The organism is Phyllobacterium sp. CL33Tsu (assembly GCF_900113985.1).
Taxonomy (GTDB): domain Bacteria; phylum Pseudomonadota; class Alphaproteobacteria; order Rhizobiales; family Rhizobiaceae; genus Phyllobacterium; species Phyllobacterium pellucidum.
Genome location: NZ_FORJ01000001.1, coordinates 624,679 through 650,425 on the forward strand (window position 1 = coordinate 624,679; position 25,747 = coordinate 650,425).

24 protein-coding genes are annotated in these 25,747 nt (G+C 60.4%); 13 read left to right on the top strand and 11 right to left on the bottom strand.

Translation table 11 applies throughout. The features are described 5' to 3' along the window. Positions 1–100: 100 nt before the first annotated feature. Entirely contained in the window at positions 101–1,015 is a 915-nt protein-coding gene (locus BM074_RS03130; RefSeq protein WP_091919684.1) for a DMT family transporter, read from the bottom strand. Between the two features lie 101 nt (positions 1,016–1,116). Beyond that, entirely contained in the window at positions 1,117–2,559 is a 1,443-nt protein-coding gene (locus tag BM074_RS03135) for a helix-turn-helix domain-containing protein (RefSeq protein ID WP_027230258.1), read from the bottom strand. A gap of 256 nt (positions 2,560–2,815) precedes the next feature. On the opposite strand from BM074_RS03135, the gene aceA reads away from it, so the two are divergent. The 5 genes from aceA (at position 2,816) to BM074_RS03160 (ending at position 8,256) form a co-directional block, all read left to right on the top strand. After that, on the top strand, positions 2,816–4,105 hold the full coding sequence (gene aceA, locus BM074_RS03140) for an isocitrate lyase (RefSeq protein WP_091919686.1): 1,290 nt from the start codon (positions 2,816–2,818) through the stop codon (positions 4,103–4,105). 90 nt (positions 4,106–4,195) lie between these two features. Further along, entirely contained in the window at positions 4,196–4,429 is a 234-nt protein-coding gene (locus BM074_RS03145) for an SMc00767 family acetate metabolism repressor (protein WP_027230260.1), read from the top strand. Between the two features lie 249 nt (positions 4,430–4,678). Then, on the top strand, positions 4,679–4,963 hold the full coding sequence (locus tag BM074_RS03150; protein ID WP_091919688.1) for a GIY-YIG nuclease family protein: 285 nt from the start codon (positions 4,679–4,681) through the stop codon (positions 4,961–4,963). Positions 4,964–5,515: 552 nt separating this feature from the next. Next, positions 5,516–6,949: a glutamine synthetase family protein gene (locus tag BM074_RS03155; RefSeq protein WP_027230262.1), complete on the top strand. Its 1,434-nt coding sequence runs from the start codon at positions 5,516–5,518 to the stop codon at positions 6,947–6,949. Positions 6,950–6,969: 20 nt separating this feature from the next. Continuing rightward, the gene (locus tag BM074_RS03160) at positions 6,970–8,256 is read left to right on the top strand and encodes an NAD(P)/FAD-dependent oxidoreductase (RefSeq protein ID WP_091919690.1); all 1,287 of its coding nucleotides are present in this window, start codon (positions 6,970–6,972) and stop codon (positions 8,254–8,256) included. A 3-nt stretch (positions 8,257–8,259) separates the two neighbouring features. Here BM074_RS03160 and BM074_RS03165 read toward each other — a convergent pair whose 3' ends face one another. Beyond that, entirely contained in the window at positions 8,260–9,384 is a 1,125-nt protein-coding gene (locus BM074_RS03165; protein ID WP_091919692.1) for a beta-ketoacyl-ACP synthase III, read from the bottom strand. A 142-nt stretch (positions 9,385–9,526) separates the two neighbouring features. On the opposite strand from BM074_RS03165, the gene BM074_RS03170 reads away from it, so the two are divergent. Continuing rightward, complete coding sequence (locus BM074_RS03170; RefSeq protein ID WP_091919694.1) at positions 9,527–11,125, top strand: inorganic phosphate transporter; 1,599 nt, start codon at positions 9,527–9,529, stop codon at positions 11,123–11,125. A 45-nt stretch (positions 11,126–11,170) separates the two neighbouring features. On the opposite strand, the gene BM074_RS03175 is transcribed toward BM074_RS03170, so the two are convergent. The 5 genes from BM074_RS03175 to BM074_RS03195 form a co-directional block, all read right to left on the bottom strand. Then, complete coding sequence (locus BM074_RS03175; RefSeq protein ID WP_244532717.1) at positions 11,171–11,560, bottom strand: type II toxin-antitoxin system VapC family toxin; 390 nt, start codon at positions 11,558–11,560, stop codon at positions 11,171–11,173. Positions 11,561–11,568: 8 nt separating this feature from the next. After that, the gene (locus BM074_RS03180; protein WP_027230267.1) at positions 11,569–11,799 is read right to left on the bottom strand and encodes a type II toxin-antitoxin system Phd/YefM family antitoxin; all 231 of its coding nucleotides are present in this window, start codon (positions 11,797–11,799) and stop codon (positions 11,569–11,571) included. Positions 11,800–11,897: 98 nt separating this feature from the next. Continuing rightward, on the bottom strand, positions 11,898–12,743 hold the full coding sequence (locus BM074_RS03185) for an oxidoreductase (protein WP_091919696.1): 846 nt from the start codon (positions 12,741–12,743) through the stop codon (positions 11,898–11,900). 134 nt (positions 12,744–12,877) lie between these two features. Then, on the bottom strand, positions 12,878–13,627 hold the full coding sequence (locus tag BM074_RS03190; RefSeq protein ID WP_091919698.1) for an SDR family oxidoreductase: 750 nt from the start codon (positions 13,625–13,627) through the stop codon (positions 12,878–12,880). A 47-nt stretch (positions 13,628–13,674) separates the two neighbouring features. Beyond that, positions 13,675–15,150, bottom strand: a complete 1,476-nt coding sequence (locus BM074_RS03195) for an aldehyde dehydrogenase family protein (protein ID WP_091919700.1) — start codon at positions 15,148–15,150, stop codon at positions 13,675–13,677. Between the two features lie 153 nt (positions 15,151–15,303). Here BM074_RS03195 and zwf point away from each other — a divergent pair, with 153 nt between their 5' ends. From zwf to edd, 3 genes are all read left to right on the top strand, one after another. After that, positions 15,304–16,779: a glucose-6-phosphate dehydrogenase gene (gene zwf, locus BM074_RS03200; protein WP_027230271.1), complete on the top strand. Its 1,476-nt coding sequence runs from the start codon at positions 15,304–15,306 to the stop codon at positions 16,777–16,779. Between the two features lie 16 nt (positions 16,780–16,795). Then, positions 16,796–17,500 carry a 6-phosphogluconolactonase gene (pgl, locus tag BM074_RS03205; RefSeq protein WP_091919702.1) on the top strand — a complete coding sequence of 235 codons (705 nt, stop codon included), beginning with the start codon at positions 16,796–16,798 and terminating at the stop codon, positions 17,498–17,500. Positions 17,501–17,568: 68 nt separating this feature from the next. After that, positions 17,569–19,392 (top strand): phosphogluconate dehydratase, encoded by a 1,824-nt coding sequence (gene edd / locus BM074_RS03210; RefSeq protein WP_027230273.1) that lies wholly within the window; start codon positions 17,569–17,571, stop codon positions 19,390–19,392. 11 nt (positions 19,393–19,403) lie between these two features. Here the strand turns inward: edd and BM074_RS03215 are convergent, their stop codons facing one another. Together BM074_RS03215 and folD are read right to left on the bottom strand one after the other, a co-directional pair. Next, positions 19,404–20,366, bottom strand: a complete 963-nt coding sequence (locus BM074_RS03215; RefSeq protein ID WP_027230274.1) for a GlxA family transcriptional regulator — start codon at positions 20,364–20,366, stop codon at positions 19,404–19,406. Between the two features lie 38 nt (positions 20,367–20,404). Continuing rightward, a complete protein-coding gene (gene folD / locus BM074_RS03220; protein WP_027230275.1) occupies positions 20,405–21,304 on the bottom strand; it encodes a bifunctional methylenetetrahydrofolate dehydrogenase/methenyltetrahydrofolate cyclohydrolase FolD in 900 nt (299 codons plus the stop codon). Between the two features lie 222 nt (positions 21,305–21,526). Here folD and BM074_RS03225 point away from each other — a divergent pair, with 222 nt between their 5' ends. Then, positions 21,527–22,780: a sarcosine oxidase subunit beta family protein gene (locus BM074_RS03225; RefSeq protein ID WP_027230276.1), complete on the top strand. Its 1,254-nt coding sequence runs from the start codon at positions 21,527–21,529 to the stop codon at positions 22,778–22,780. Here the strand turns inward: BM074_RS03225 and BM074_RS03230 are convergent. Next, positions 22,777–23,544, bottom strand: coding sequence for a hypothetical protein (locus tag BM074_RS03230; RefSeq protein WP_091919704.1), 768 nt, complete (start codon positions 23,542–23,544; stop codon positions 22,777–22,779). The genes BM074_RS03225 and BM074_RS03230 overlap by 4 nt on opposite strands. A 180-nt stretch (positions 23,545–23,724) precedes the next feature. Here BM074_RS03230 and proC point away from each other — a divergent pair, with 180 nt between their 5' ends. From proC to BM074_RS03245, 3 genes are read left to right on the top strand one after another with little or no spacing between them, the layout of a single operon-like run. After that, a complete protein-coding gene (gene proC / locus BM074_RS03235; RefSeq protein ID WP_091919706.1) occupies positions 23,725–24,540 on the top strand; it encodes a pyrroline-5-carboxylate reductase in 816 nt (271 codons plus the stop codon). Positions 24,541–24,577: 37 nt separating this feature from the next. Continuing rightward, a complete protein-coding gene (locus BM074_RS03240) occupies positions 24,578–25,408 on the top strand; it encodes an urease accessory protein UreD (protein ID WP_091919708.1) in 831 nt (276 codons plus the stop codon). A 33-nt stretch (positions 25,409–25,441) separates the two neighbouring features. Further along, positions 25,442–25,744 (top strand): urease subunit gamma, encoded by a 303-nt coding sequence (locus tag BM074_RS03245; RefSeq protein WP_027230281.1) that lies wholly within the window; start codon positions 25,442–25,444, stop codon positions 25,742–25,744. Positions 25,745–25,747 lie beyond the last annotated feature (3 nt).

A 25,747-nucleotide genomic window follows, 5' to 3' on the forward strand; every position in this document is an offset into this window, starting at 1 on the left:
TTAGATTGCAACTGCTTCGTCAACCGTGTTGCGAAGACTTCGCTGCTTAATTTTGCGCGAGCGTGATTTTTGTGCACGCGCCTGGCATCGGCGCGACGCGTCAGGCTGTCCGAAGATGGCGCTGGCGGCGGTATTCCCAGCCGAGATGCAGCAGCAGCGCCACGAGAATAATAGTGCCGCCGATGATTGTGCGCGGCGAAGGCACTTCATTATGGAGGAGCCAGACCCACACCGGACCAAGGACTGGCTCGAGCGTTCCGATCAGCGCGGCCAGCGCCGACGGGATGAGGCGCGCACCGCTGACGAAGAGTGCGAGCCCAAGGCCAAGATTGATGGCGCCAAGCGCGAAAAGCAGTCCGAAATCGTGGGCGCTGACACGAAACTCGCCTGCCATAGTCGAAGCCACACTTGCAGCGATGACGACGCCGAGGAAAACGGCGGGCGTCATGCGCAGGTGCGCTTTACGCCGGGTGATCACTGTCGCAGTGGCGAAGGATATGGCGATCAGCAACGCCAGCATGTCGCCGATGGGCGAAACTTCGCCGTCGAGCGAATCCGACACCATGATCGCCACCCCGGCCATGACGGTGCCTATGGCGATCCAGGTCGCAACGCTCACGCGTTCGCGAAACAGCACCCAGGAGATCAGCGCGGCGAACAGAGGAACGCCAGCTTGCAGCAGGAGCACATTGGCAACAGTCGTATAGGAGAGCGCGATGATGAAGCACGACGAGGCGATGGCAAAGCATATGGCGACGCCCACCCCGGCCAAACCCATGTGCCGGAAAAGCCGCAACGTGCCGCGTGGACCGTCGCGCACCAGCATGAAGCACAGGAGAAACAGCGCCGCAAAAACAGATCGCCAGAAAACGACTGTCCAATTGTCGGATACATCGAGGAACCGCGCAAACGCGCCGCCCGTGCCCCAGGCGATCGCCGAGCCTGCAACGAGCAAACAGCCGATCGCGGTCTCCGCCGAACTCTTGACGGGATCGGGCCCAATGACGGGAGGCATAGGAATTGCAGTGGCGCTCATGCGCGGAGAATGCCTAAGCTTTGCGCGCGGTAAAGCTACCAGAGCGACCAGCTATTATCGGTTTTGCGCCATCGCCACATTCATTGAAAATCAAATGCGCTCAGACCCGTCACCATCTCGTCGAGGCCGAGCGGCCGCGTCACCGGCGGCTCGGCGCGCGAGAGGCACGCCACCCGCTCGCACAGCCGGCATGCGGGGCCAACCTGTGTCATGCCGATGAACTTGCCAAGCGGAGCAGCACTGATGCTGCGGTTGCCGAGCGCGCTGCCATAGACCGTATCATCGGCAAACGCGATATCGCAGCCAACGAGAATCGCTGTGCGGCGTGGACGCTCGTTGAAAGCGCCTTGCGGACCCTCCAGCGTGCGGGCAATCGTCAGGAACTCCGCGCCGCCCGGCATCTCGACCGCCTCGACAAGGATTTGGCCGGGTTGGGCGAAGGCGGAATGCACCGGAAGTTTCGGGCAATCCCCGCCGAAGCGCGACTGCGGAAAGCCCTGTGACCCGGCCCGGCGGAAACGATTGCCCGCATGGTCGACTTCGAGCATGAAGAAGCCGATGCCGTTTTGGTTCTGCAGCGTCGTCAAGCGGTTGGCAGCATGTTCGAACGATACGTTGAAACGCGAGCGCAGGACGTCGATATCATAGCGTGCCCGGGTCGCTGCCGCCTGGAAGAGGTGGTATGGCATCATCAGCGCATGGGCCGCATAGCGCCCGAGTTCGAAGCGCGCGATCCGTTTCGCCTCGTCCGAGGAGAGTTTCAGTTCCTGGATTTCCGCTGCGATCACCACCTGCATGCGCATAAGCACCGCTTCCATCGCCACTTCGCGCAGTTGGTCGAAGGGCGATAGCCGTTCGGAAATGAACAGGCGCTGCGAGTGGCGGTCATAGCGGCGGCGCCAGTTGGGCATGGTGGCGACCGGAAGCACGCGCACGGAAATGCCATGCTCGCTCTTCAGCCAGCCTTTCAATGCGGCAAGCAGCTCGTCACCGGGTTTGATGAGGCTGACAAAACTGTCGACCTCGCCTTCAATGCGCGGGAAATGGTTGGCGCGCCGCTCCAGAACTTCGCGCACCTCGTTGAGCGGAAGGCGCGTCGCCGAAAGCGAAGGCGCGCGGCCGTCCTGAGCCAAAAGATCGGAGAGGTCGGAAAGCCGCTCCATCTGCTCCTTATAGGCGCGGTAGAGTTTGATGATCCCGGCAGCCGCATTGGGCGCCGCGTCGCTGATCTCGATCAGCTCCTGGTCGCCGGGCAATTCCCCGTTAAGCAGTGAATCGGAAAAGACCTCCTTTAGCGCCGCCATGGAGGAACCGGTCTCCATCTGCAGTGTATCGAGTTCAATCTTGTACGTCGCGGAAAGCTTCAGCAGCAGCTGCACAGTCAGCGGTCGCTGATTGCGCTCTATCAGGTTGAGATAGGATGGCGATATGCCGAGCGCCTCGGCCATGGATGTCTGCGTCAGGCCGCGCTCGTTGCGGATGCGACGGATACGCGGACCCGCAAAGATTTTACCCTCAGCCATCAATGCACCCCCGGCTTGGCATGTTTCCAGAGTGAGCGTGCATTTCCCACTCATTGACAACAATTTACATACGATAGCCTATTACAAGATTACAATTTTACAATTGGCAGCTGTCAAATTGCCACAGCCTAACTCGAAATGATGCCCAAATATCGCGATATTTCTGGATCGTACCGCGCTGCAATGTAAATTTAGTCACATCAACGCAGCGTAAGCACATCAGGCTGTGGGACGAAAACTCTTTGTGGAGAAAAGAATGACCGATTTTTACAACCTCGTACCAAACGCTCCGGAGGGCCGCTATGATGGTATCGAACGCCCCTATACGCCTGACGATGTCTTGCGCCTGCGAGGCTCGGTTCAGATCAAACATACTCTTGCTGAAAACGGCGCCAACAGGCTTTGGAAGCTCATCCACGAAGAAGGTTTCGTCAATGCGCTGGGTGCTCTCTCGGGCAATCAGGCAATGCAGATGGTTCGCGCAGGCCTCAAGGCAATTTATCTTTCCGGATGGCAGGTTGCAGCCGATGCAAATACAGCTTCAGCCATGTACCCGGACCAGTCGCTCTATCCGGCCAATGCAGCGCCGGAACTGGCCAAGCGCATAAACAAGACGCTGCAGCGCGCCGACCAAATCGAGACGGCGGAGAGCAAGGGTCTTTCGGTCGAGACCTGGTTTGCCCCGATCGTCGCTGACGCAGAAGCCGGCTTCGGCGGTCCGCTCAATGCCTTTGAGATCATGAAGGCGTTCATCGAGGCGGGTGCTGCCGGCGTCCACTACGAGGATCAGCTCGCTTCGGAGAAGAAGTGCGGGCATCTCGGCGGCAAGGTGCTGATCCCGACCGCGGCGCATATCCGCAATCTCAATGCCGCGCGGCTTGCCGCCGACGTCATGGGCACGCCGACGCTGGTCATTGCCCGCACCGATGCGGAAGCCGCGAAGCTTTTGACATCCGATATCGACGAGCGTGATCGTCCGTTCGTGGATTATGATGCGGGGCGGACAGCGGAAGGCTTCTATCAGGTCAAGAATGGCATTGAACCCTGTATCGCCCGGGCGATCGCCTATGCACCGCATGCCGATCTCATCTGGTGCGAGACGTCGAAGCCAGACCTTGAACAGGCAAGGCGCTTTGCCGAAGGCGTGCGCAAGGAGCATCCGGACAAGCTTCTTGCCTATAATTGCTCGCCCTCGTTCAACTGGAAGAAGCATCTCGACGAGGCAACGATCGCAAAGTTCCAGCGGGAACTCGGCGCCATGGGCTACAAGTTCCAGTTCATTACGCTCGCCGGGTTCCACCAGCTCAATTTCGGCATGTTCGAACTCGCCCGCGGCTACAAGGACCGGCAGATGTCGGCCTATTCGGAACTGCAGGAAGCGGAATTTGCCGCCGAGGCCAATGGCTACACCGCCACAAAGCACCAGCGCGAGGTCGGCACCGGCTATTTCGATGCGGTCTCGATGGCAATCACCGGCGGCCAGTCCTCGACGACGGCCATGAAGGAATCGACCGAGACGGCGCAGTTCCGTCCGGCCGCGGAGTAACAACCGACGAGGCGGCCTGGCCCATATATGCCGCCTCGCCCATCCGGCGATCACAAGACCGCCGCTGCAACGCCAAACAAGGAGAAAATCATGGCACCGCAGACACGCGTAAAGGAACGGGCCGAGGAGCAATCATCGGCCATGAATGCAGACCAGCAGGCTGTCATTCGCATGGTCGCAAACGACCTGCACCGCCTCAACCAGTCCGTGATGAAGGCGGTCGATGCCGGCGTATCGGTGGAACTCGTCCGCTCGGCCCGCCATCACGGCGGCGACGGCAACTGGGGTGATCTTCTGATCCCGGTCGTGGTCACGCGCCAATAACTGCAGCCGTGGCCTTCTCGGGCTTCGGTCTGGAGCCCGCACGGCGCAAAGACCGCCCGCAAGCGATTGCGGGCGGTTTTGGTTTTTCCGCCTTGCGGCGTGAGATCGAAAGGGTGGATCGTAGGATCAAGGGCCAGGATGACGGCGAGGGTGGTGCGAGGACGACGAGAGGCTCCTTCTTCGACCTTCGTTCAATTTACACGTCCACGGCGAGTGGCCAGACTCAGGGGCGCAACCTCGGGGTCCAGAATGAGCGGCTACGTTTACATCGTCACCAATTCCAGAAGGGGCACGCTCTATATTGGCGTGACGGCGGACCTACCCGGCCGTGTCTATCAACACAGAGAAGGCCTGACGCCGGGATTTGCGTGGAAGTATGGCTGCAAGCGGCTTGTCTGGTACGAACAGCATGAACTCATCGTCGATGCCATCCAGAGGGAGAAATCGATGAAGAGGTGGTACCGGGAATGGAAGATACGCTTGATCGAAGGCTTGAACCCGCAGTGGGATGATCTCTACCACACGCTTCGGTAACCGGCACTTCGCGGACCATTCCTCTGCCATCACGTCGGTTTTTCCGGTTCAGCTTCCCATTGCCGCGTTCGACTCCCTCCCTGCCGCGCTGTTTCAACCGCTGTTCGCTGCGTTGACACCCCGCAGCTCTCACCCGTTTAACACCCCACCAACTCCCCAACCGCCGTCATCCTCGGGCTCTTGTCCCGAGGATCCACCTTTAGACTCTCGACCCGCAAAAGGAAGAATGGGTCCTCGGGACAAGAGCCCGAGGATGACGGCGGTGAGAATGCGCGATAACGGCAAGGGAAGGTCGCGCGAGAAGGTGCGCGTACGGGTCTGAGACAGCGCAAGGGAAATGCGAGGAACCGTCGCCAGTCGTATCGTGTGCCCTTCCTTCTACCCCTTTTGGCAAACGTCGTCGCTCGGTGCCCCCGCCCAACCGCCACCGGTCGTGTGGCGTTCCTGCTACTACAGCCAGACCCGACCCTCCACAAATATATCCGGGGCCTGCCTCCCATCGGCAAGTATTTTGCTCTATCATTTTGGCATCGAAACGAAATCTGGTGATTGATGCCTTCCGAAACCCCTGAGAAGAAGCCCGCGCGGACTACAACACGGCGGCGAACGCCAGCCTATGTCAAATCCAAGCGCGGGGTGAAAAACTGGCGCGAAGCTTCAGAATGGCTGGCCTGGCGGGATATCGAAGACATTGAATGCATTACGCCGGACCAGGCGGGTGTCGCCCGCGGCAAGATGATGCCGTCGAAAAAATTCACATCCAATACCTCGCTCGCCCTGCCCTCCGCCGTGTTCATGGCGACGATCTCCGGCTCCTATCCAGAAGACGGCCACGGTTTTTCCTATCCGGAGGACGACGGCGATCTCAAGCTGATGCCGGACCTTTCGACCCTTTCCGAGGTTCCCTGGGAAAGCGATCCGACGGCGCAGGTCATCTGCGATCTCGTCAACAAGGAGGGCGAGGCCGTCGAGTTCACGCCGCGCAACGTCCTGAAGCGCGTCATGGCCGCCTATAGCAAGAAAGGCCTGAAGCCGGTCGTCGCCCCGGAAATCGAATTCTACCTCGTCCGCAAGAACCCCGATCCCGACTACCCGCTGACCCCGCCGGTCGGCCGTTCCGGTCGCGCCATCGGCGGCGGCCAGGGTTATTCCATCGCCGGCGTCAACGAGTTCGACGAGCTCATCGACGATATCTACCATTTCTCAGAAGGCCAGGGCCTCGAGATTGACACGCTGATCCACGAAGAAGGCGCGGCGCAGCTCGAAATCAACCTGCGCCACGGCGATCCCGTGGAACTTGCCGACCAGGTGTTCATGTTCAAGCGCACCATCCGCGAGGCCGCGCTCAAGCACGACATGTACGCGACCTTCATGGCCAAGCCGATCCAGGGACAGCCGGGCTCGGCCATGCACATCCACCAGTCGATTATCGACAAGAAGACGGGCCGCAATGTCTTCACCAATCCGGATGGCACCGAAAGCGAAGCGTTCCGGCATTTCATTGGCGGCATGCAAAAGCACGTGCCGGCATCGCTTGTCATGTTCGCGCCTTATGTGAATTCCTACCGGCGTCTTACGCCGGCGGCCTCGGCTCCCGTGAACGTCAAATGGGGTTATGACAACCGCACGACCGCGTTTCGCGTGCCGCGCTCGGACCCCTCGGCGCGCCGCGTCGAGAACCGCATCCCATCATCCGACGCCAACCCCTATCTCGCGCTTGCGGCGTCGCTCGCCTGCGGTCTGATCGGCATGAACAACAGGCTCGAGCCCGACGCACCGGCCTCGACCACGGTCAATGACAGCCTGATCGAACTGCCGCGCGGTCTCATCGAAGCGACAATCCTGTTCGAGCAGGACAAGGACCTGATCGGCATGCTTGGCGAAGCCTTCGTCATAACCTACGCCGCCATCAAGCGCGCCGAGTTCGAGACCTTCATGGAGGTGATCAGCCCGTGGGAGCGCGAATATTTGCTGCTCAACGTTTGACACGAAAATTGCCTTACGACATGCCCTATCAATCGCCCATTTCACCCGGCATCTCCTGGTACGAAACCACCATTCCTGACCGGACCGAATATCCGGCACTCGACGGATCACGCCAGGCGGACGTCGTCATCATCGGCGGCGGTTTCACCGGCCTTTCAGCCGCCGTCCACCTGGCGTCGGCAGGGGCCGACGTGGTGCTGCTCGAAGCCTATCGCTTCGGCGACGGCGCATCGGGACGCAACGGCGGCCAGCTTGGCACCGGCCAGCGCACCTGGGCCGAGGACCTCGAAGCGCAGTATGGTTTCACCCGCGCCAAGGCACTGTTCGATCTTGCCGAAGAGGCAAAAGCCTACCTCCTGCAATTTGCCGAAACCCATGGTATCGACATCGAATATGTGCCGGGGCAAATGTCGGTGGTGCACAAGAAGCGCTATCTGAAGCATTACCAAAAGCATGCGGAGCTTATGGCGACACGTTTCGGCTATTCGCATATTCACTTCATGGATGCGGCGGAGACTGCCGAGCGGCTCGGCTCTACCCGTTTCCTCGGGGGAAACTACGACAAGGGCACGGGCCACATCCAGCCGATGAAGCTCGTCGTTGGAACCGCCCGCGCCGCGGCAAGAGCCGGCGCGCATCTCTTCGAAAACACCAAGGTCACGGGGATCAGCTCCGAAAACGGACGCGTTGCTGTCACGACCGGTGCGGGGACCGTGACGGCGGCCAAGGCCCTGATCGCGGTCAACGCCTATGGCGGCAATCTCGAGCCCGTCAGCGCGGCGCATGTGATGCCGATCCGTTCCTTCATCGGCGCCACGGTTCCCCTCGGCAAGGACAGCCCCGTCCTCCCGGGCGGGGAAAGTGTCGACGACTCCCGCTTTGTCGTGCGCTATTTCCGCCGCTCCCGCGACGGTCGCCTCCTCTTTGGCGGGCGCGAGGCCTATACGGCCGATAATCCGGAGGACATCAGCACCCATATCCGGCGGCAGATCGCCGAAATCTATCCGGCACTGGCGGATGTCGAGATAACACAGGCTTGGGGCGGTTCGGTCGGTATCACGCTTCCGCGCCAACCCTTCGTGCGCGAGGTGATGCCGAATGTGATCTCGGCCGGCGGCTATTCCGGCCATGGGGTGATGCTGGCCAACTATGTGGGCAAGCTCTATGCGGAGACCGTAGCCGGCAATCGCGACCGGCTAAAGCTTCTGGAGGAACTGAAGGTCCCGGCATTTCCCGGCGGACGCACATTACGGGCGCCGCTGCTGTTTCTGGCGCTCAGCTGGTACGCGCTGATGGACCGGGTCTAGCAGCTATAACTTCCTGACGATCACGCTGCCGACAGAATAACCGGCGCCGAAGGAACAGATGACGCCGAGGCTGCCGGGTGCGAGATCGTCGGAGAATCTCGAGAAGGCGATGATCGATCCGGCCGACGACGTGTTGGCGTAATCCTGCAGGATGTTCGGCTGTTCGCCTGGCTGCGGCTCGCGCCCCAGCACCTTGACGCCGATCAGATCATTCATGCCCTTATTGGCCTGGTGCAGCCAGAGGCGGGACAGGTGCGCGGGTGCAATGTTCTCGTCGGCAAGGTGAGTGAGGATAAGGTCGGCAACGATTGGCACGACCTGCTTGAACACCTTGCGACCCTCCTGGCGGAACAGCATGTCGCGCCGGTCGCTCATATGGCCTTCGCGGGTCCGCCGCAGGAACCCGTTATTGTTGCGGATATTGTTGGAAAACTGGGTGAGGCAGCGGGTCGACACGATTTCGAAACGATCGGGCGCCGTGGCAAGATCGGCACGCTCGAGCAATACCGCCGTACAGACATCGCCGAAGATAAAATGGCAATCCCGGTCGCGCCATTCGAGATGCGCCGAACAGATTTCGGGATTGACCATGAGGATAGCGCGGGCCGAGCCTGAACGGATCATGTCTGCCGCCGCCTGAATGCCGAAGGTCGCCGACGAACAGGCGACGTTCATGTCGAAGCCGAAACCCTCGATGCCGAGCGCCTGCTGCACCTCGATGGCGATGGCAGGGTAAGGCCGCTCGTGGTTGGAGGCGGCGCAAATGACCGCATCGATTTCCGAGGCGGTGCGTCCGGCCTTGGCGAGCGCGTCCGTTGCGGCTTGCACCGCAATTTCCGCCATGACCGAGAGTTCGTCGTCGCGGCGTTCTGGCAAGACCGGATGCATGATTTCGGGATCGAGCACCCCTGACTTGTTGAGGACGTGGCGACGTTGGATGCCCGATGCACGCACGATGAAATCTTCGGCCGACATGGCGATTGGCTCGCGCGTTCCCGCCGCGATCTCGTCGGCATGAAGTTCATTCTGCCGCGTCGCAAAGGTGTTGAACGCCTCGACCAGTTCGGCGTTGCTGATGGACTGTTCAGGCGTGAAAACGCCCGTACCGCTGATGACGACCTTATGCATGGCGCTTCCAGTGTTGCTTTCCAAAAAACCGATAGAGACTCCCGGCGCCCGGCGCAAGTAATCCCGTATTGTCATAAGAGGTTCATCGACGGGCCATAGGCTTTCCCCATATTTCGATGATGGATTGGTAGGGGAACTGGCTATGACGGCGGAGAATTTGGCGGCAACGAGCCTCAGCGAACACCCTCTCGAAAAACCCAAGAGCCTCGGCAATCTGCCCAACTATGCGGTCGTCGCGATCCTGATCGCCGGCCTTATCTATGTCGGCTGGTCGCTGACACAGGATTTGACCAGTGCCGTCGCGGTGCCGTGGATCCTGCTCGGTCTTGCCCTGGTGACGGCCTTGGGCTTTGAGTTCGTGAACGGTTTCCACGATACCGCCAATGCGGTCGCGACGGTCATCTACACCAATTCGATGCCGGCGGAATTCGCCGTGATCTGGTCGGGCTTTTTCAATTTCCTCGGTGTGATGACCGCAAGCGGTGCGGTTGCCTTCGGCATCATTTCATTGCTTCCGGTCGAACTGATCATGCAGGTGGGTTCGAGCGCCGGCCTTGCCATGGTTTTCTCGCTGCTGGCGGCCGCGATCATCTGGAACCTCGGCACCTGGTATTTCGGTCTGCCCGCCTCAAGCTCGCATACGCTCATCGGCTCGATCGTCGGCGTCGGCCTTGCCAACCAGTTCGTCGCGCCGACAGGCACGGCAACCAGCGGTGTCGACTGGTCGAAAGCGACCGAAGTCGGCATGTCGCTGCTGATTTCTCCGCTTGTCGGCTTCGGCGCGGCGGCGCTTCTGCTTCTCACCATGAAGCTATTCATCAGGAACAAGGCGCTTTATGAGGCGCCGAAGGGCAATACGCCACCGCCTCTGTGGATTCGCGCAATGCTGATCTTCACCTGCACGGGCGTCAGTTTCGCCCACGGTTCAAACGACGGCCAGAAGGGCATGGGCTTGATCATGCTCATCCTGATCGGCGTCGTGCCGACCGCCTTTGCACTCAACAGGACTCCCGACATCAACTATCTCGATGCCTACAAGGCCGCTGCGACGCAGGCCGGCGCCGTTCTCCAGAAATACGAAAAGCCCGGTGTCGTCGTGACGGATGCGCATGCCGTCGTCAGCGAGGCCGTGCGCACCAAAACCTGGAGCGATGCCACGACTGTCGCGCTACAACAATTCATCGTCGATACCAATGCGAGCATTTCGCCCTACGGTTCGGCCGCTAATGTGCCGACCGGCATGGTCAGCAATACCCGCAACGACATGTATCTTGCGGGTGAGGCGCTCAAATTGATCGACAAGAAGAAGCTGCTGCCGATGGAAGCGGCGGACCTTGCCGTCATCAAGACCTATCACCAGGCAATCGACAATGCGACGAAGTTCATCCCGACCTGGGTCAAGGTGGCCGTGGCGCTGGCGCTCGGGCTTGGAACCATGGTCGGTTGGAGGCGCATCGTCGTGACCGTCGGCGAAAAGATCGGCAAGACCCACCTGACCTACGGCCAGGGCGCTTCCGCCGAGCTGGTGGCCATGGGGACCATTTTCACCGCCGACACGCTCGGCCTGCCGGTGAGCACGACGCACATATTATCGTCGGGCGTCGCCGGAACGATGGTTGCGAACGGATCGGGACTGCAGATGTCGACCGTGCGCAACTTGCTGATGGCCTGGGTGCTGACACTGCCCGTTTCGATCGCTCTCTCGTTCACACTGTTCGTGATCTTGCGTCATCTGATCTGATAGAACTGGCCTCAAACGAGAAATTATGGCCGGCCATGCCGGCCACTACCATATACGCGCAATCCAACCTTTCTGCTCCGTCAATTGGTCGAATGCCACATCGGCGGAGACGAGGGGCAACTCATAGTGAATCGCGCTCGCAGCGAGCATCCGGTCAAAGGGATCGCGATGCGGCCAATCCAGCAGGCCTGCCTTGAGGCTTACTTCAGGCGTCAAAGTTGCAACACGGCCCAATTGTGCTTCGAATATGGGAAGAAGGCGATCAACAAAGGGCGCCATCTCCGGCCATTTGCCGAGCCGCACCTTGTGGCTGATTTCAAAAAAACTCACGGGAGAAACGAAAACCTCATCGGCTTCCTCAATCATCGACAAATGAGCTTCCGGAAGAAGTTTATCCGCAAGCATAAACCAAGCCCAGACATGCGTATCGAGCAAGACAGCTCTCATTCACTACGTTCCCAAAGCGCCAATTCCTCCTCGGACATAGGCTCAAGAAAATCCGGCGCCGTACCGGCAAGTTCCTTGAGCGCTCCGGCTTTAAAGCGGCTTTTGGGGATCGGAACCAGCTTCACCACCGGCTTGTTGCCTTTGGCGATAATAACCTCTTCTCCCGACAAGGCGGCATCGATCAGCTTCGAGAGATTTGATTTGGCTGCATGGACATTGACCTGCATCGGAGTTCTCCAGATTAGCTAACTTAGCTAATAGCACACAACTTCGCTGAAAGCGAACATGTCCGTTCCTGAACGAAGGTTGAATCAACCTTGCTGGGCTATTCGCCTTTCGGTGCGTCCGCGCCGACGGTCACCTCGGCCCAGGCGTCGAAATCACGCGCCAGTTCGCCGATCTTCTTGCGGGCATTTTCTAGCGCTTCCTTGCCGAGAAGAAGACGCAGCGGTGGATTTTCCGCCTCCACGGCCTGGACGATCGCCTTTGCCGCGCGCACCGGATCGCCCGGCTGGTTGCCACTGACCTTGCGCAGCATATCGAGCCGCGCGCCGGCGGTGGTCCGGTAGTCCTCCATCGTTTCCGGTACTTCATTGGCCGAGCGCCCCGCCCAGTCGGTACGGAAGCCGCTGGGCTCGACGATCAGGACCTTGATCCCGAGCGGCGCCACCTCCTTCGACAGCGATTCCGAAAGCGCCTCGACGCTGAACTTGGTTGCTGCATAGAAGCTGACGGCGACATTGGCGATGAGACCGCCCTGCGAGGAAATATTGACGATCGTCCCGGAGCGCTGCTTGCGCATGACAGGCAGGACCGCGCGCGTCATGTTGGCGAGACCCCAGACGTTGATGTCGAACATCTTGCGCACTTCATCCATGTCGCTCTCTTCGAGCGAGCCGAAATAGCCGATGCCGGCATTGTTCACGAGCACATCGATCCGACCGAAATGCTCGTGCGCCGCCTTGACTGCGCTGGCAATCTCTTCGGCCTTCGTCACATCGAGCTTCAGGACGAGGGCATTGTTCTTGTGGTCTTTGGCAAGTTCTTCGACATGCGCCGGGTTGCGCGCGGTGACGACCGTCGGATAGCCGAGTTCAAGCGTGTGCCGCGCGAGTTCGCGGCCAAAACCGGTTGAACAGCCAGTGATGAACCAGACAGGTTTGGATGTCATGATGATGTCCTTGATGATGAGGCGCCGCAGGGTCCAAACGGATCAGAGGAGCGCCGTGGGAAAAGCTGGACTACGCGTGCAATGTAGACCACCCGGCAACTGATTCAAGTTTTGATGCAACCTGAGTTCATCGTTCAGATGCAACGTCCCCCATCCACCTCAAGCGCAACACCGGTGATGAACTCCGCTTCATCCGAGGCAAGCCATAGCGCAGCATTGGCGACATCGAGCGGCGTCGACAGGCGTCCGAGAGGCACGGTCGCCTTGAACTGCGCGCGCTTCTCCGGCGTGTCCTCGCCCATGAACAGCCCGAGCATCGGCGTTTCGCCTGCCACAGGGCAGAGGCAATTCACCCTGATCTTTTTGGGTGCAAGCTCGATGGCCATGGACTTGGTAGCGCTTATCGCCCATCCCTTGGAAGCGTTGTACCAGGTCAAGCCCGGCCGCGGCCGCAATCCCGCCGTCGACGCCGTGGTGATGATCGTGCCGCCTCCCTGCGCCTCCATGATCGGAACGACGGCGAGTGCCGCATAGTAGATCGATTTCATGTTGACGCCGGTGATAAGATCGAACGTGCTCTCGTCAACGTCGAGCATCGACCCGTTGCGGTAGGTGAAGCCGGCATTATTGACCATGATGTCGATGCGGCCGAACTGGTCGGCTGCCGCCTGGACCATGCTCTCTACTTCGTCCTTGCGCGTCACGTCGGCATGAACGGCAATAGCCTTCGCGCCGATAGCTGCGGCAACCTTTTGCGCACCCTTGAGATTGAGGTCGGCCACTACGACATTGGCGCCCTCCTCGGCAAAGCGCTTTGCCATCCCTTCGCCGAACCCTGACGCTGCGCCGGTGATGATTGCTGTCTTGCCTGCCAAACGGGTCATTTCATCTCCTGGATATGCTCATTGCTGGAATTGCTTGATATTTGCGGTCAATCGTGGCGGAAAACGATCGTCTTGGTCGCCGACATATCGTAAAGCGCCTCGAACCCCTTCTCGCGGCCATGGCCGGATCGTTTGAAACCGCCGAAAGGCAGTTCGATGCCGCCCCCAGCGCCATAGGCGTTAACGAAGACCTGCCCGGCGCGGACCCGCTTGGCGACGCGATGCTGACGCGCGCCGTCCCGCGTCCAAACCCCGGCGACAAGGCCGTATTCAGTATTATTGGCAATGCTAATCGCGTCGCTCTCATCGTCAAAGGCAAGGAGCGAAAGGACAGGACCGAACACTTCCTCCTGTGCGATCACCGCCAAGGGATCGACCGAACCGAAGAGCACGGGCGCCACGTAATAACCGGCCGCCGGCGCGGCAGCAGCAATTGACCCGCGCGCAACGATTTCGATGCCGGCTTCCACGGCGCCGGCGACGTAGGAACCGATGCGGCGCTTCTGCGCCGGATTGATTACGGCCCCAAGATCAAGATCGGCATCGTGCGGTCCGGCGACAAGTTTGCTGAAGCGTTCGGCGAGCGCGCCCTCAACCTCGCCATAGATGCTGCGCTCGATAAGCACGCGGCTGCCGGCGGAACAGCTCTGGCCGCCATTCTGGATGATCGCATTGACAATGACCGGCAGGGCTTTGTCGATATCGGCATCGGCAAAGACGATTTGCGGCGACTTGCCGCCAAGTTCCATGGTAACGCCGCGATTGTTGAACGCGGCTGCCTGCTGGATGGCGGTGCCGGTGGCTGGCGACCCGGTGAATGTGACGTAGTCGATGCCCGGATGCGCGGATAGCGCCGCCCCCGCCTCGCGTCCATAACCAGTGATGATATTGAGCACACCCTCCGGAAAACCGGCTTCGATGGCAAGTTCACCGATACGGATGGTCGAAAGCGATGCATCTTCGGCAGGCTTGACCACCAAAGTATTGCCCATGGCAAGCGCTGCCCCCACGACCCTTGCGAGGATCTGCAGCGGATAGTTCCAGGGAATTATCCCGGCAACGACCCCATGCGGCTCACGCAAAGTGAGCGCCGTGTAGCCATCATTGAACGGAATGGTATCGCCGTGGATCTTGTCGGCGGCGCCACCATAGAACTCATAATAGCGCATCGCAGCGGCAACATCGGCCTTTCCCTGGCGGAGCGGCTTGCCCGTGTCGCGCGATTCGAGCGCCGCGAGTACGTCGCCGTGGCGCTCGATCAATTGCCCGAGCCTGGTCAACAGCCTGCCGCGTTCCGCAGCGGACATCCGAGACCAGGGTCCATGATCAAAGGCGGCGCGCGCTGCGCCAACGGCCAGGTCGACATCCTCCGCCTTGCTTGCCGGGATGCTTGCAAAGGCAAGGCCATCCGATGGACACAAAACAGTGATCGTTTCTTGCGAAAGTGCCGCGACCTGCCGACCGTTGATGATGTTCAGGAACTTTTGATCCTGCGCGACAACTTTGGAGAGATTCTGTACCATGACTACTTCCTGTTCGTTGCAATCGTAAGTGAACCGACACGAATTGGGAATGCATTTTGACGCAGTTCGTGCGCTGGGACTGGTCATTTTAAATCGATTAGATTATACAACTCTGCGCCCTTCGACGCATTCAGGCATAATGAGAGCATCCGTATGACAAGCCAGATAATCCCGGTTGAACCCTTTGATTGTATCGTTTTCGGTGGCACAGGCGATCTTGCAGAGCGCAAACTGATACCGGCTCTCTACCAGCGTCAGCGTGACGGGCAGTTCTCCGAGCCGACCCGCATCATCGGTGCCTCGCGTTCGGCCATGACCGACCAGGGCTACCGCGATTTTGCGGCGGCGGCGATTAAGGAATTCGTCAAGGCCGACGAGATCGATCCAAAGCAGCTCGACCAATTTCTTTCACGGATCTTCTATGTCGCCGTGGATGCCACGTCCGATAATGGCTGGGAAGAACTCAAGGCGGCGATCGGCAACGACACCAAGCGAATCCGAGCTTTTTATCTTGCGGTCAGCCCGTCACTGTTTGGCGATATCACGAGCCGGCTCAAGAGCCACAAGCTCGTGCACGATCATACCCGCATCATAGTCGAGAAGCCGATCGGCCGCGACCTCGCCTCGGCGATCGCCCTCAACGACACGATCGGTCACGTCTTCCACGAGCAGCAGATATTCCGCATCGACCACTATCTCGGCAAGGAAACCGTGCAGAACCTGATGGCCCTGCGCTTTGCCAATGCCCTCTACGAGCCCTTGTGGAACTCCGCTCATATCGACCACGTCCAGATCACCGTGGCTGAAGCCGTTGGGCTCGAGAACCGCGCCGGCTATTACGATACGGCCGGTGCGCTGCGCGACATGGTGCAAAACCACATGCTGCAGCTGCTCTGCCTCGTCGCCATGGAACCGCCGTCGTCGATGGACGCCGATGCGGTGCGCGACGAGAAGCTGAAGGTGCTGCGCTCGCTCAGCCCGATCAACAACAAGAATTACGAGGAATTGACTGTGCGCGGCCAATACCGCGCCGGGGCGTCCGCCGGTGGCGCGGTCAAGGGATATCTGGACGAACTCGGCAAGCCGAGCAGCACCGAGACGTTCGTTGCCATCAAGGCCGAGATCGCCAACTGGCGCTGGGCCGGCGTGCCGTTCTATCTGCGGACCGGGAAGCGCCTCGCCACGCGCGCATCCGAGATCGTCGTTTCGTTCAAGCCGATCCCGCACTCGATTTTCGGCGACAGCGCCGGCCGCGTGGTCGCCAACCAGCTCGTGATCCGCCTGCAGCCCGACGAGGGGGTCAAACAGTGGATGATGATCAAGGATCCGGGTCCGGGCGGTATGCGGCTTCGCCATGTTCCGCTCGACATGAGCTTTGCCGAGTCCTTCCAGGCACGCAATCCCGATGCCTATGAACGCTTGATCATGGATGTCGTGCGCGGCAACCAGACGCTGTTCATGCGCCGCGACGAGGTGGTTGCGGCCTGGCAGTGGGTCGACCCCATTCTCAAGGCCTGGGCCGAGGACGGACAGCCGCCCTACGGCTATACGGCCGGCACCTGGGGACCATCGGCTGCGATCGCCCTGATCGAGCGCGACGGTCGGACCTGGCACGAAGCGGAAGCATAGGAAGGTCGCACGTGTCATGGTGATCGATCATAAGCTGAACAGTTTCGCTGACGGTGATGCGCTCGCTGCGGCACTCGCATCCGCCGTCGCCGAACGGCTTGGCACCGCATGCAAGGAACGCGGAAGTGCCGTGCTTGCGGTCTCCGGCGGCACGACCCCTGCCCGCTTCTTCAAAGCTCTTTCCCACAAGCGGCTGCCCTGGAAGAACATTACGATTACCCTCATCGACGAGCGGTATGTGCCGCCGACCAGCGACCGGTCCAACGAGAAGCTCGTACGCGAGCTGCTCCTGCAAAACGAAGCGGCGGATGCCAATTTCGTCGGCCTCTACAATCCTGCGCCCAATGTCGAACAAGGTGCTAAACTGGCGTCCGAGGCAATCGGCCGGCTTGGACGCCCGTTTGACGTTTCCGTACTTGGCATGGGGAATGACGGGCACACGGCATCGTTCTTTCCGGGCGGCGACCATCTTGCTGCGACGATTGCGCCGGACCAGACGGCGCCGGTTCTGCCCATGCAGGCGGAAGGCGCGGGCGAACCGAGGCTGACGCTGACGCTTCCGATGATTGCCGGATCGCGATTCGTGGCACTGCATATTGAAGGCGCGGCGAAGAAGGACGTGCTCGATGCTGCGCTTGGCGAAGGCAGCGCGCTCGACATGCCGATCCGTGCGGTTCTGGGCTATGAGCCGATCGAGCTTGAGATTTTCTGGGCGCCGTAAGCGGCCCGACTGCGTCGCTGCATCGGGAAGCTCCCAACTTCCGGGCAGCCGCCAAGAGGAGATAGAAGATGACCGTCCTGCAACGGGTAAAAAGCATTACCAATCGCATTTGCGAACAATCAAGACCAACGCGCGATGTCTATCTCGATCACCTGCGGGAGGCGGCCTCGCGCAAGCCGAAACGTTCGGCGCTTGCCTGCGCCAATCTTGCGCACGGCTTTGCCGCGTGCAGTCCATCCGACAAGGCGGCGCTTGCCGGCGACGTGGTGCCCAATCTCGGCATCATAACCTCCTACAACGACATGTTGTCGGCGCATCAACCGTTTGAAACCTACCCGCAGCTCATCAAGGCGGCGGCAAAGGAAGCTGGTGGCGTGGCGCAAGTCGCCGGTGGTGTTCCTGCCATGTGCGACGGTGTCACCCAGGGCCAGCCGGGCATGGAGCTTTCCCTGTTCTCGCGCGACGTCATCGCCATGGCAACGGCGATCGGCCTATCGCACGATATGTTCGACGCCGCGGTATATCTTGGCGTTTGCGACAAGATCGTGCCCGGGCTCGTCATCGGCGCGCTCACCTTCGGTCATCTTCCGGCGGTGTTTGTTCCAGCCGGACCCATGACGACGGGCCTGCCCAACGACGAAAAGGCAAAGACGCGCCAGCTCTATGCCGAGGGCAAGGTCGGGCGTGATGCACTGCTCGAATCGGAATCAAAGTCCTATCACGGCCCGGGCACCTGCACGTTCTACGGCACCGCAAATTCGAACCAGATGCTGATGGAGATCATGGGCCTGCACATGCCGGGCGCTTCCTTCATCAATCCGGGAACGCCCTTGCGCGAAGCGCTGACCCGCGAAGCTGCGAAGCGGGCGCTCGCCATTACCGCCCTCGGCAACGAATATACGCCTGTCGGCGAGATGATCGACGAGAAGACGATCGTAAACGGCGTCGTCGGACTGCATGCGACAGGCGGTTCCACCAACCATACGATGCACCTCGTCGCCATGGCGGCTGCAGCCGGTATCAAATTGACCTGGCAGGACATTTCCGACCTGTCAGACATCGTGCCGCTGCTCGCCCGTGTCTATCCGAACGGTCTTGCCGACGTGAACCATTTCCATGCCGCCGGCGGCATGGGCTATATCATCCGCGAACTTCTCGATGCCGGGCTCCTGCACGAGGACGTCAAGACCGTCTGGGGCGGCAGCGAGGGACTGCGCGCCTATACGATCGAGCCGAAGCTCGGCGAAAACGGCGCTGTCGTGCGCGAGCCGATCGCTGCCGAGAGCGGCGACAAGAAGGTCCTGTCCACCTACAAGGAGCCGTTCCAGGTGACCGGCGGACTGAAGATGCTCAAGGGCAATCTCGGCACCGCCGTCATCAAGACTTCGGCGGTAAAAGCGGACCGCCATATTATCGAGGCGCCAGCCATCGTTTTCGACAGCCAGGCCGAACTGCAGGATGCGTTCAAGGCGGGCAAGCTCGACCGCGATTTCGTAGCTGTGGTGCGTTTCCAGGGGCCGCGCGCCAACGGCATGCCCGAATTGCACAAGCTGACCCCGGCGTTGGGTGTCCTGCAGGATCGGGGCTACAAAGTTGCACTCGTTACCGACGGGCGCATGTCCGGCGCGTCGGGCAAGGTTCCGGCCGCGATCCATGTAACGCCCGAGGCACTCGACGGCGGCCTCATCGGCAAAATCCGGGATGGCGATGTCGTCCGCCTCGACGCAGAAATAGGCGCGCTGGATGTGCTCGAGGATCCAGACGTTCTGGCGGGGCGTCCCGCCCCCGAGGTTGACATCAGCCATAACAGCTATGGCATGGGCCGCGAACTCTTCGCGACATTCCGGCAAGCAGTCGGCCGGGCCGACCACGGGGCCTCCGTGTTCGGCTAGAACAGGAAGCGCTAGTACGTCGTGCGGCGCTCGTCTGAAGGCGAGCGCCCGAATTGCGCCCGGTAGCTCTGTGCGAAATAGGAATGCGACGTGAATCCAGTTGCGAGCGCGACGTCGAGAATCGGCGAATGGGTTTGCCGCAGCAATTCGCGTGCCCGTTCGAGCCGCAGGCTCATATAGTAACGGCCCGGCGTCATGTTGAGGTGACGCAGAAACAGCCGTTCGACCTGCCGCACCGACAGGCCCACCGCCTTGGCAAGCCGGACCGCCGATTTCGGCTGTTCGAGATTGTCGGCCATCAATTCCACGATCTTGCGCAGCTTTTCCGACTTGCCGGTCAGGTCCCGCTCCGGCCCGATGCGCTGGCGATCGGTCTGCGAGCGAATGCGCTCGTGGTGGAACTGGTTGGCGACCTCGTTGGCGAGCGCCGGGCTGAAATCCTGCCGGATGATTTCAAGCATCAGGTCGATCGAGGTGGTGCCGCCGGCGCAGGTATAGCGCTTGCGGTCGATCTCGAAAACGTTGCCCGTGCATTCGATCTGCGGGAACTTCTCCTGGAAGCCGGCGCGGTTCTCCCAATGGATCGTGCAGCGATGACCTTCGAGCTGGCCGGCTTCGGCGAGGATATAGCTGCCGATATTGAGCCCGCCCAGCGCCGCGCCGCGCCGTCCGAGATTGCGCAACGCTGCAATGACCTTCTGCTTGTCGTCGAAGTCGGTCTTAAGGCCGGCGCAGACAAAGAAGATATCGGACGACGGAAGGTCGGCGAGCGCATAATCCACGTTAATTTGCAGGCCGTTAGAAGCGGTCACGGCCTCGCCATTGGCCGACACGATGATCCACGAATAATAGGGCTGCTCGGCCATGCGGTTGGCCGTACGCATCGTATCGATGGCAGCGGCAAGGCTGAACATCGGGAATTTGTCGACGAGCAGAAAGGCAAAGGTTCTGCTGACCTTGAGGGCTTGGGCCATGTGCTCTTTTAGCGAGATTCCCTGTTAGAGCAAATCGATCAGAAGCGCGGCGGCACCTTCCCAACCGAGCGGTAGGCCGCGACGAGCGTATTGGCCATCAGCATGGCGATCGTCATCGGACCGACGCCGCCGGGGACCGGTGTGATCGCGGCTGCAACCGTCGCCGCATCGGCGAAATCGACATCGCCGACAAGGCGCGACTTGCCTTCGCCCTTTTCCGGAGCCGGGATGCGATTGATGCCGACATCGATTACGGTTGCGCCGGGCTTGACCCAATCGGCCTTGACCATTTGCGGCCTGCCGACGGCGGCGACGAGAATATCTGCGTTGCGGCAGATGCCCGCCAGATCCTTGGTCCTGCTATGGGCAATCGTCACTGTCGCATTGTGAGCAAGGAGCAGATTGAACATCGGCTTGCCGACAATGTTCGAGCGGCCGATCACCACGGCGTTGAGCCCGGAGAGGTCCCGGCCCAGAACGCGCTCGATCAGCAGCATGGAGCCTGCCGGGGTGCACGGAACGAAAGCCGTATCGAGCTCACCGGTGCCGAGCTTGCCGACATTGATGAAATGGAAGCCGTCGACGTCCTTGTCCGGCGAAATAGTCTGGATAATGCGGCCGGAATCGATGTGCTTGGGCAGCGGAAGCTGCACGAGGATGCCGTGGATAGACGGGTCGGCATTGAGGCTCTCGACAAGAGCAACGAGCTCTTCCTCGCTGGTATCCTCGGCGAGGGTGTGCTGCACGGATTTGAAGCCGCATTCACGGGCCTTCTTGCCCTTTGAGGCGACATAGACCTGGCTTGCGGGATCTTCACCGACGATAACGACGGCGATACCGGGCGTGATCCCGGTAGACTCTATCAGTTCGGCGGCCGACGCCTTGACCTTCGAAACCACGTCCTCGGCAATTTCCTTGCCATTGATCGTCACTGCCATGTGCTGCTCCCGGGCGTCGAACTGGTGGATCGGCCACCATAGTGTTGATTTTGCGGCCGAATAATACCGTCAAAGCGGCGTTCGCTGACGCAATAGCGAAAGCGGTCGGGAACAGCAATGCGATGATGTGCCCCAGAGGCGCGTAAGGCTTCCAATCGTTGCTTGGCGGGGACGCCAAATCCATGCATGATCACAGAATCTCTCCCGAATCCGGAATTTTCGATGCGCTATTCAGCTTTCAGCCTGCTCAAGAACGCCCTCAACGGCAATAAGGACTGGAAGCCCGCCTGGCGCAAACCCGACCCGAAACCGGCCTACGACGTCGTCATTATCGGCGGCGGCCACGGTCTTGCGACAGCCTATTATCTCGCCAAGGAGCATGGTATTCGCAATATTGCGGTCGTCGAAAAGGGCTGGCTCGGCTCCGGCAATATCGGCCGCAACACGACCGCGATCCGCTCGAACTATCTCCTCACCGAAAACCAGCACTTCTACGAAGCATCGATGAAGCTCTGGGAAACGCTGTCCCAGGACCTCAACTACAATGTGATGTTTTCCCAGCGCGGCGTCATCAACCTTGCCCATACGCTGCCGCAGCTCGACGTTTACGCCCGCCGCGGCAACCAGATGCGTCTTAATGGCATCGATTGCGAGTTGATGAACCCGCAGCAAATCAAGAAACTGATCCCCGGCCTCGACATCAGCAACAATGCGCGTTTTCCGATTCTCGGCGGGCTCATGCAGCGCAGTGCCGGAACGGCGCGCCATGACGCAGTCGTCTGGGGCTATGCCCGCGCCGCCGACCAGCTTGGCGTCGATATCATCGAGAACTGCGAGGTCACAAGCTTCCTCAAGGACGGCGATACCATTACCGGGGTCATGACGACGCGTGGACCGATCAAGGCCAAGAAGGTCGGGTGCGCGGTCGCCGGCCATACCAGCGAACTCATGCGCCGCGCCGGTGTCGACCGCCTCCCGCTTGAATCGCACGTGCTGCAGGCCTTTGTCTCCGAGGCCCTGAAGCCCGTCGTCGACACGGTCGCGACCTTCGGCGGCGGACATCTCTATTTCAGTCAGTCGGACAAGGGCGGGCTTGTGTTCGGCGGCGATATCGACGGCTATAATTCCTATGCGCAGCGTGGCAACCTTCCGGTCGTCGAAGATGTAATGAGCGAATTCGTCGCCGTCATCCCGGCACTGGCACGCGTCAAGCTGCTTCGCTCCTGGGGCGGCATCATGGACATGACCATGGACGGCTCCCCCATCATCACGACGGGGCCATTGCCCGGCATGTATTTGAATACAGGCTGGTGCTATGGCGGGTTCAAGGCGACACCGATTTCAGGAAAATGCTTCGCCTGGACCATCGCCAAGGACGAGCCGCACCCGCTTTCCGCACCGTTTACGCTCGACCGGTTCTATCGCGGCTATGTCATTGACGACAAGGGACAGGGCCCCACCCCAAGACTGCACTAGCGCGTCGTCCGGTCCTTCACCTGCTTGATCGCAGTATCGAGCCGCGAGGCTGCAATATCAGAGGGCTGAACCGGGTCCGTTTCCGCGACGAGCGAGGCCGGCTCCACCGGCCTCTTTGATAATGCTGATGCCTTGCTCTGCCGGACCTGCGATGCCTCGATCATTCCGATTATCAAGGCAATGCCCAAGGCGACGCCTACCGGCAAGATAATGCCCTTATCGACACTGAATAGCGTTCCGATGATGACCACGGCAACGATAAGCCACCGCAGCGGCCGGATACCATGTGCTTTCTCTTCGGGGGCGGTGTCTGTATCGACAGGCAATTCCGCTACTGGCGCGACATCTTCCGGCAAAGACCGATCTTCGGCTGCGCCGCCGATCGGTTGCGAAGGTTGAGTGGCTTGTGCCAGATCCTCTACCGGCAAGGGCTGTGTGTCGCTATCGGCTGGGAAGACGCTGCGCGCTTCTTCGTCGCCACGCCGGTTGAGCTCGGCCTTGATCGCGGCCATCTCGGCGCGCAAGCGATCAACTGCCTCCTGTTCGGCTTCCTCGGGGGTGAGACTGCGGGCCGTTTCGGGCCATGATCGCTGCAGATCGTCGCTCGCTGCGGCCAGACGCAAGGCGCGCATGCGATGATAGCGTTCGAGTTCGCTTTCGTGACGAAACGATCGCCCGGACTCTCCAGCGGGCTCCTCCGGCTGGCCCGCAAACGAGAGCAGCGACCGTGGCCGCTTCTTCGTCTCGTTCTCGCGATTACTCATCTGCAACCCAACTCCAGCACTGCCGTAACCTGTGTCTTTCGTTCATAGACGAAGGTTAATTCAATCTAAAGTCACGTCAAAAATAAATGGTTAATCGGAACCTGCACAGGTCGGTGGAGATCGGCGGTTGACCCGAAGCACCGGAGCGGATCAAAGTGCGCAAAAATCAGGGAGAATAAAATGGCTGAGAATGTGGTTTTGGTCGGGTGCGGCAATATGGGTTTTGCCATGCTCAAGGGCTGGCTTGATGCCGGCGTGCTGAAGCCGGGCCAGGTGCATGTCGTGGAACCGACCGACGCGTTACGGGAACGGGCGGCAGGATTGGGGGTGGAAGCCGTTGCCAATGCAAGCCGCCTGCCCGCCGACCTTGCACCGCGCGTCATTCTCGTCGCGGTCAAACCGCAGGTCATGGGCGACGTGCTTCCAGCCTATGAGCGTTTCGCCAGGACGGCGACATTCGTCAGCGTTGCTGCCGGCATCACCGTCGCATTCTTTGAAAAAAGCCTCGGCAAGGACGCCGCCATTATTCGCACGATTCCGAACACGCCAGCGGCGATCGGGAAAGGCATGATCGTCACCTACCGCAACAGCAATGTGGAGGACGAGGATGCGCGTTTCGTCAATACACTGCTCAAGACGAGCGGCGCTGTCGCTCAGGTCTCCGACGAGAGCCTGATCGACGCGGTGACCGCGGTTTCAGGCTCGGGCCCGGCTTACGTGTTTCATTTCATCGAATGCCTGACCGAGGCAGCAGTCGCCGCAGGGATCGAACGTAGCACCGCGGAACTATTGGCGATGCAGACCGTCTATGGCGCGGGTGCGCTTGCCGCTTCGAGCAAGGACACGCCAACCACGCTACGCGAACAGGTCACAAGCCCCAACGGCACAACCGCTGCAGCGCTCAACGTGTTGATGGGGGAGAACCGAATGCAAAAGCTTGTCACCGAAGCTGTCGATGCGGCGCACCAGCGCGCCATTGAACTTGGCAAAGTTTGAGCTTTCACCCCTGCAAGGCTTGCTCTAGCCTGCGTGCATGAACGTTCATTCGTCCCCTGATATTGTCGCGGCGACGGCGCAACGCGCTTACGGCGCCGCGCGGCTTTCCGTCAAACATGTGAACGGCCGAACCCGCATCGCCTCGCTCTATCAGGAGGGTTGCGCCAAGATTCGCCTGCCCGAGCGCGACGACCACGGTCTTGAGGCGGTGATGATCAACACGTCCGGCGGCCTGACCGGCGGCGACAGGATGCGCTGGGAGTTCGATGTCAGGGAGAACTGCAGGGCGCAGATCACGACGCAGGCTTGCGAGCGCATTTATCGCGCGTCCGCCGATACCGCCGAAGTCGAAACGAAGCTTCACATCGGCGAAGAGGCTTCGCTGGCGTGGCTGCCACAGGAAACCATTGTCTTCGAGAAATCGGCCTTGCGCCGCAGCCTGAATATCAGTCTTGCCGCGACAAGCCGCGCACTGATCATCGAGCCGATCGTTTTCGGGCGCAAGGCAATGGGCGAAAACATCGAGACTGCAACGATCCATGACCGCTGGCGCATCTGGCGCGACGACAGGCTCGTCCATGCCGAGGATTTTCGTCTTGGTCCCGATGCCGGTTCGATGCTCCGCCAACCAGCCCTGCTCGGCGGTGCGCGGGCCATGGCAACGGTATTGCTGCTCGGCGCCGATGCGGAGCGCCATCTCGATGCAGCGCGGAAAATAATTGGCGCGAAAGGCGGCGCCTCCTTCTGGTCTGGCAAGCTTCTTGCGAGACTGATCGACGGCGATGCCTATAACCTGCGAAAGCGGCTGGTTCCTTTGATCGAACTGCTGAACGAAGAGGCTGGCGTGCCTAAAGTCTGGGCAATCTAGTCGCGAATGTAAGTACAATTTCTAGGGGAAACGATGAACCTCACTCCACGGGAAAAAGACAAGCTTCTCATTTCCATGGCGGCAATGGTCGCGCGCCGGCGGCTGGAGCGCGGCGTCAAGCTCAATCACCCCGAAGCCATTGCCCTGATCAGTGATTTCGTTGTCGAGGGCGCCCGCGACGGACGCTCCGTCGCCGATCTCATGGAAGCGGGTGCCCATGTCGTTACGCGCGAGCAGGTCATGGAGGGCATTGCCGAGATGATCCACGACATCCAGGTCGAGGCAACGTTCCCGGACGGTACGAAGCTTGTCACCGTACATGAACCGATCCGCTAGGAG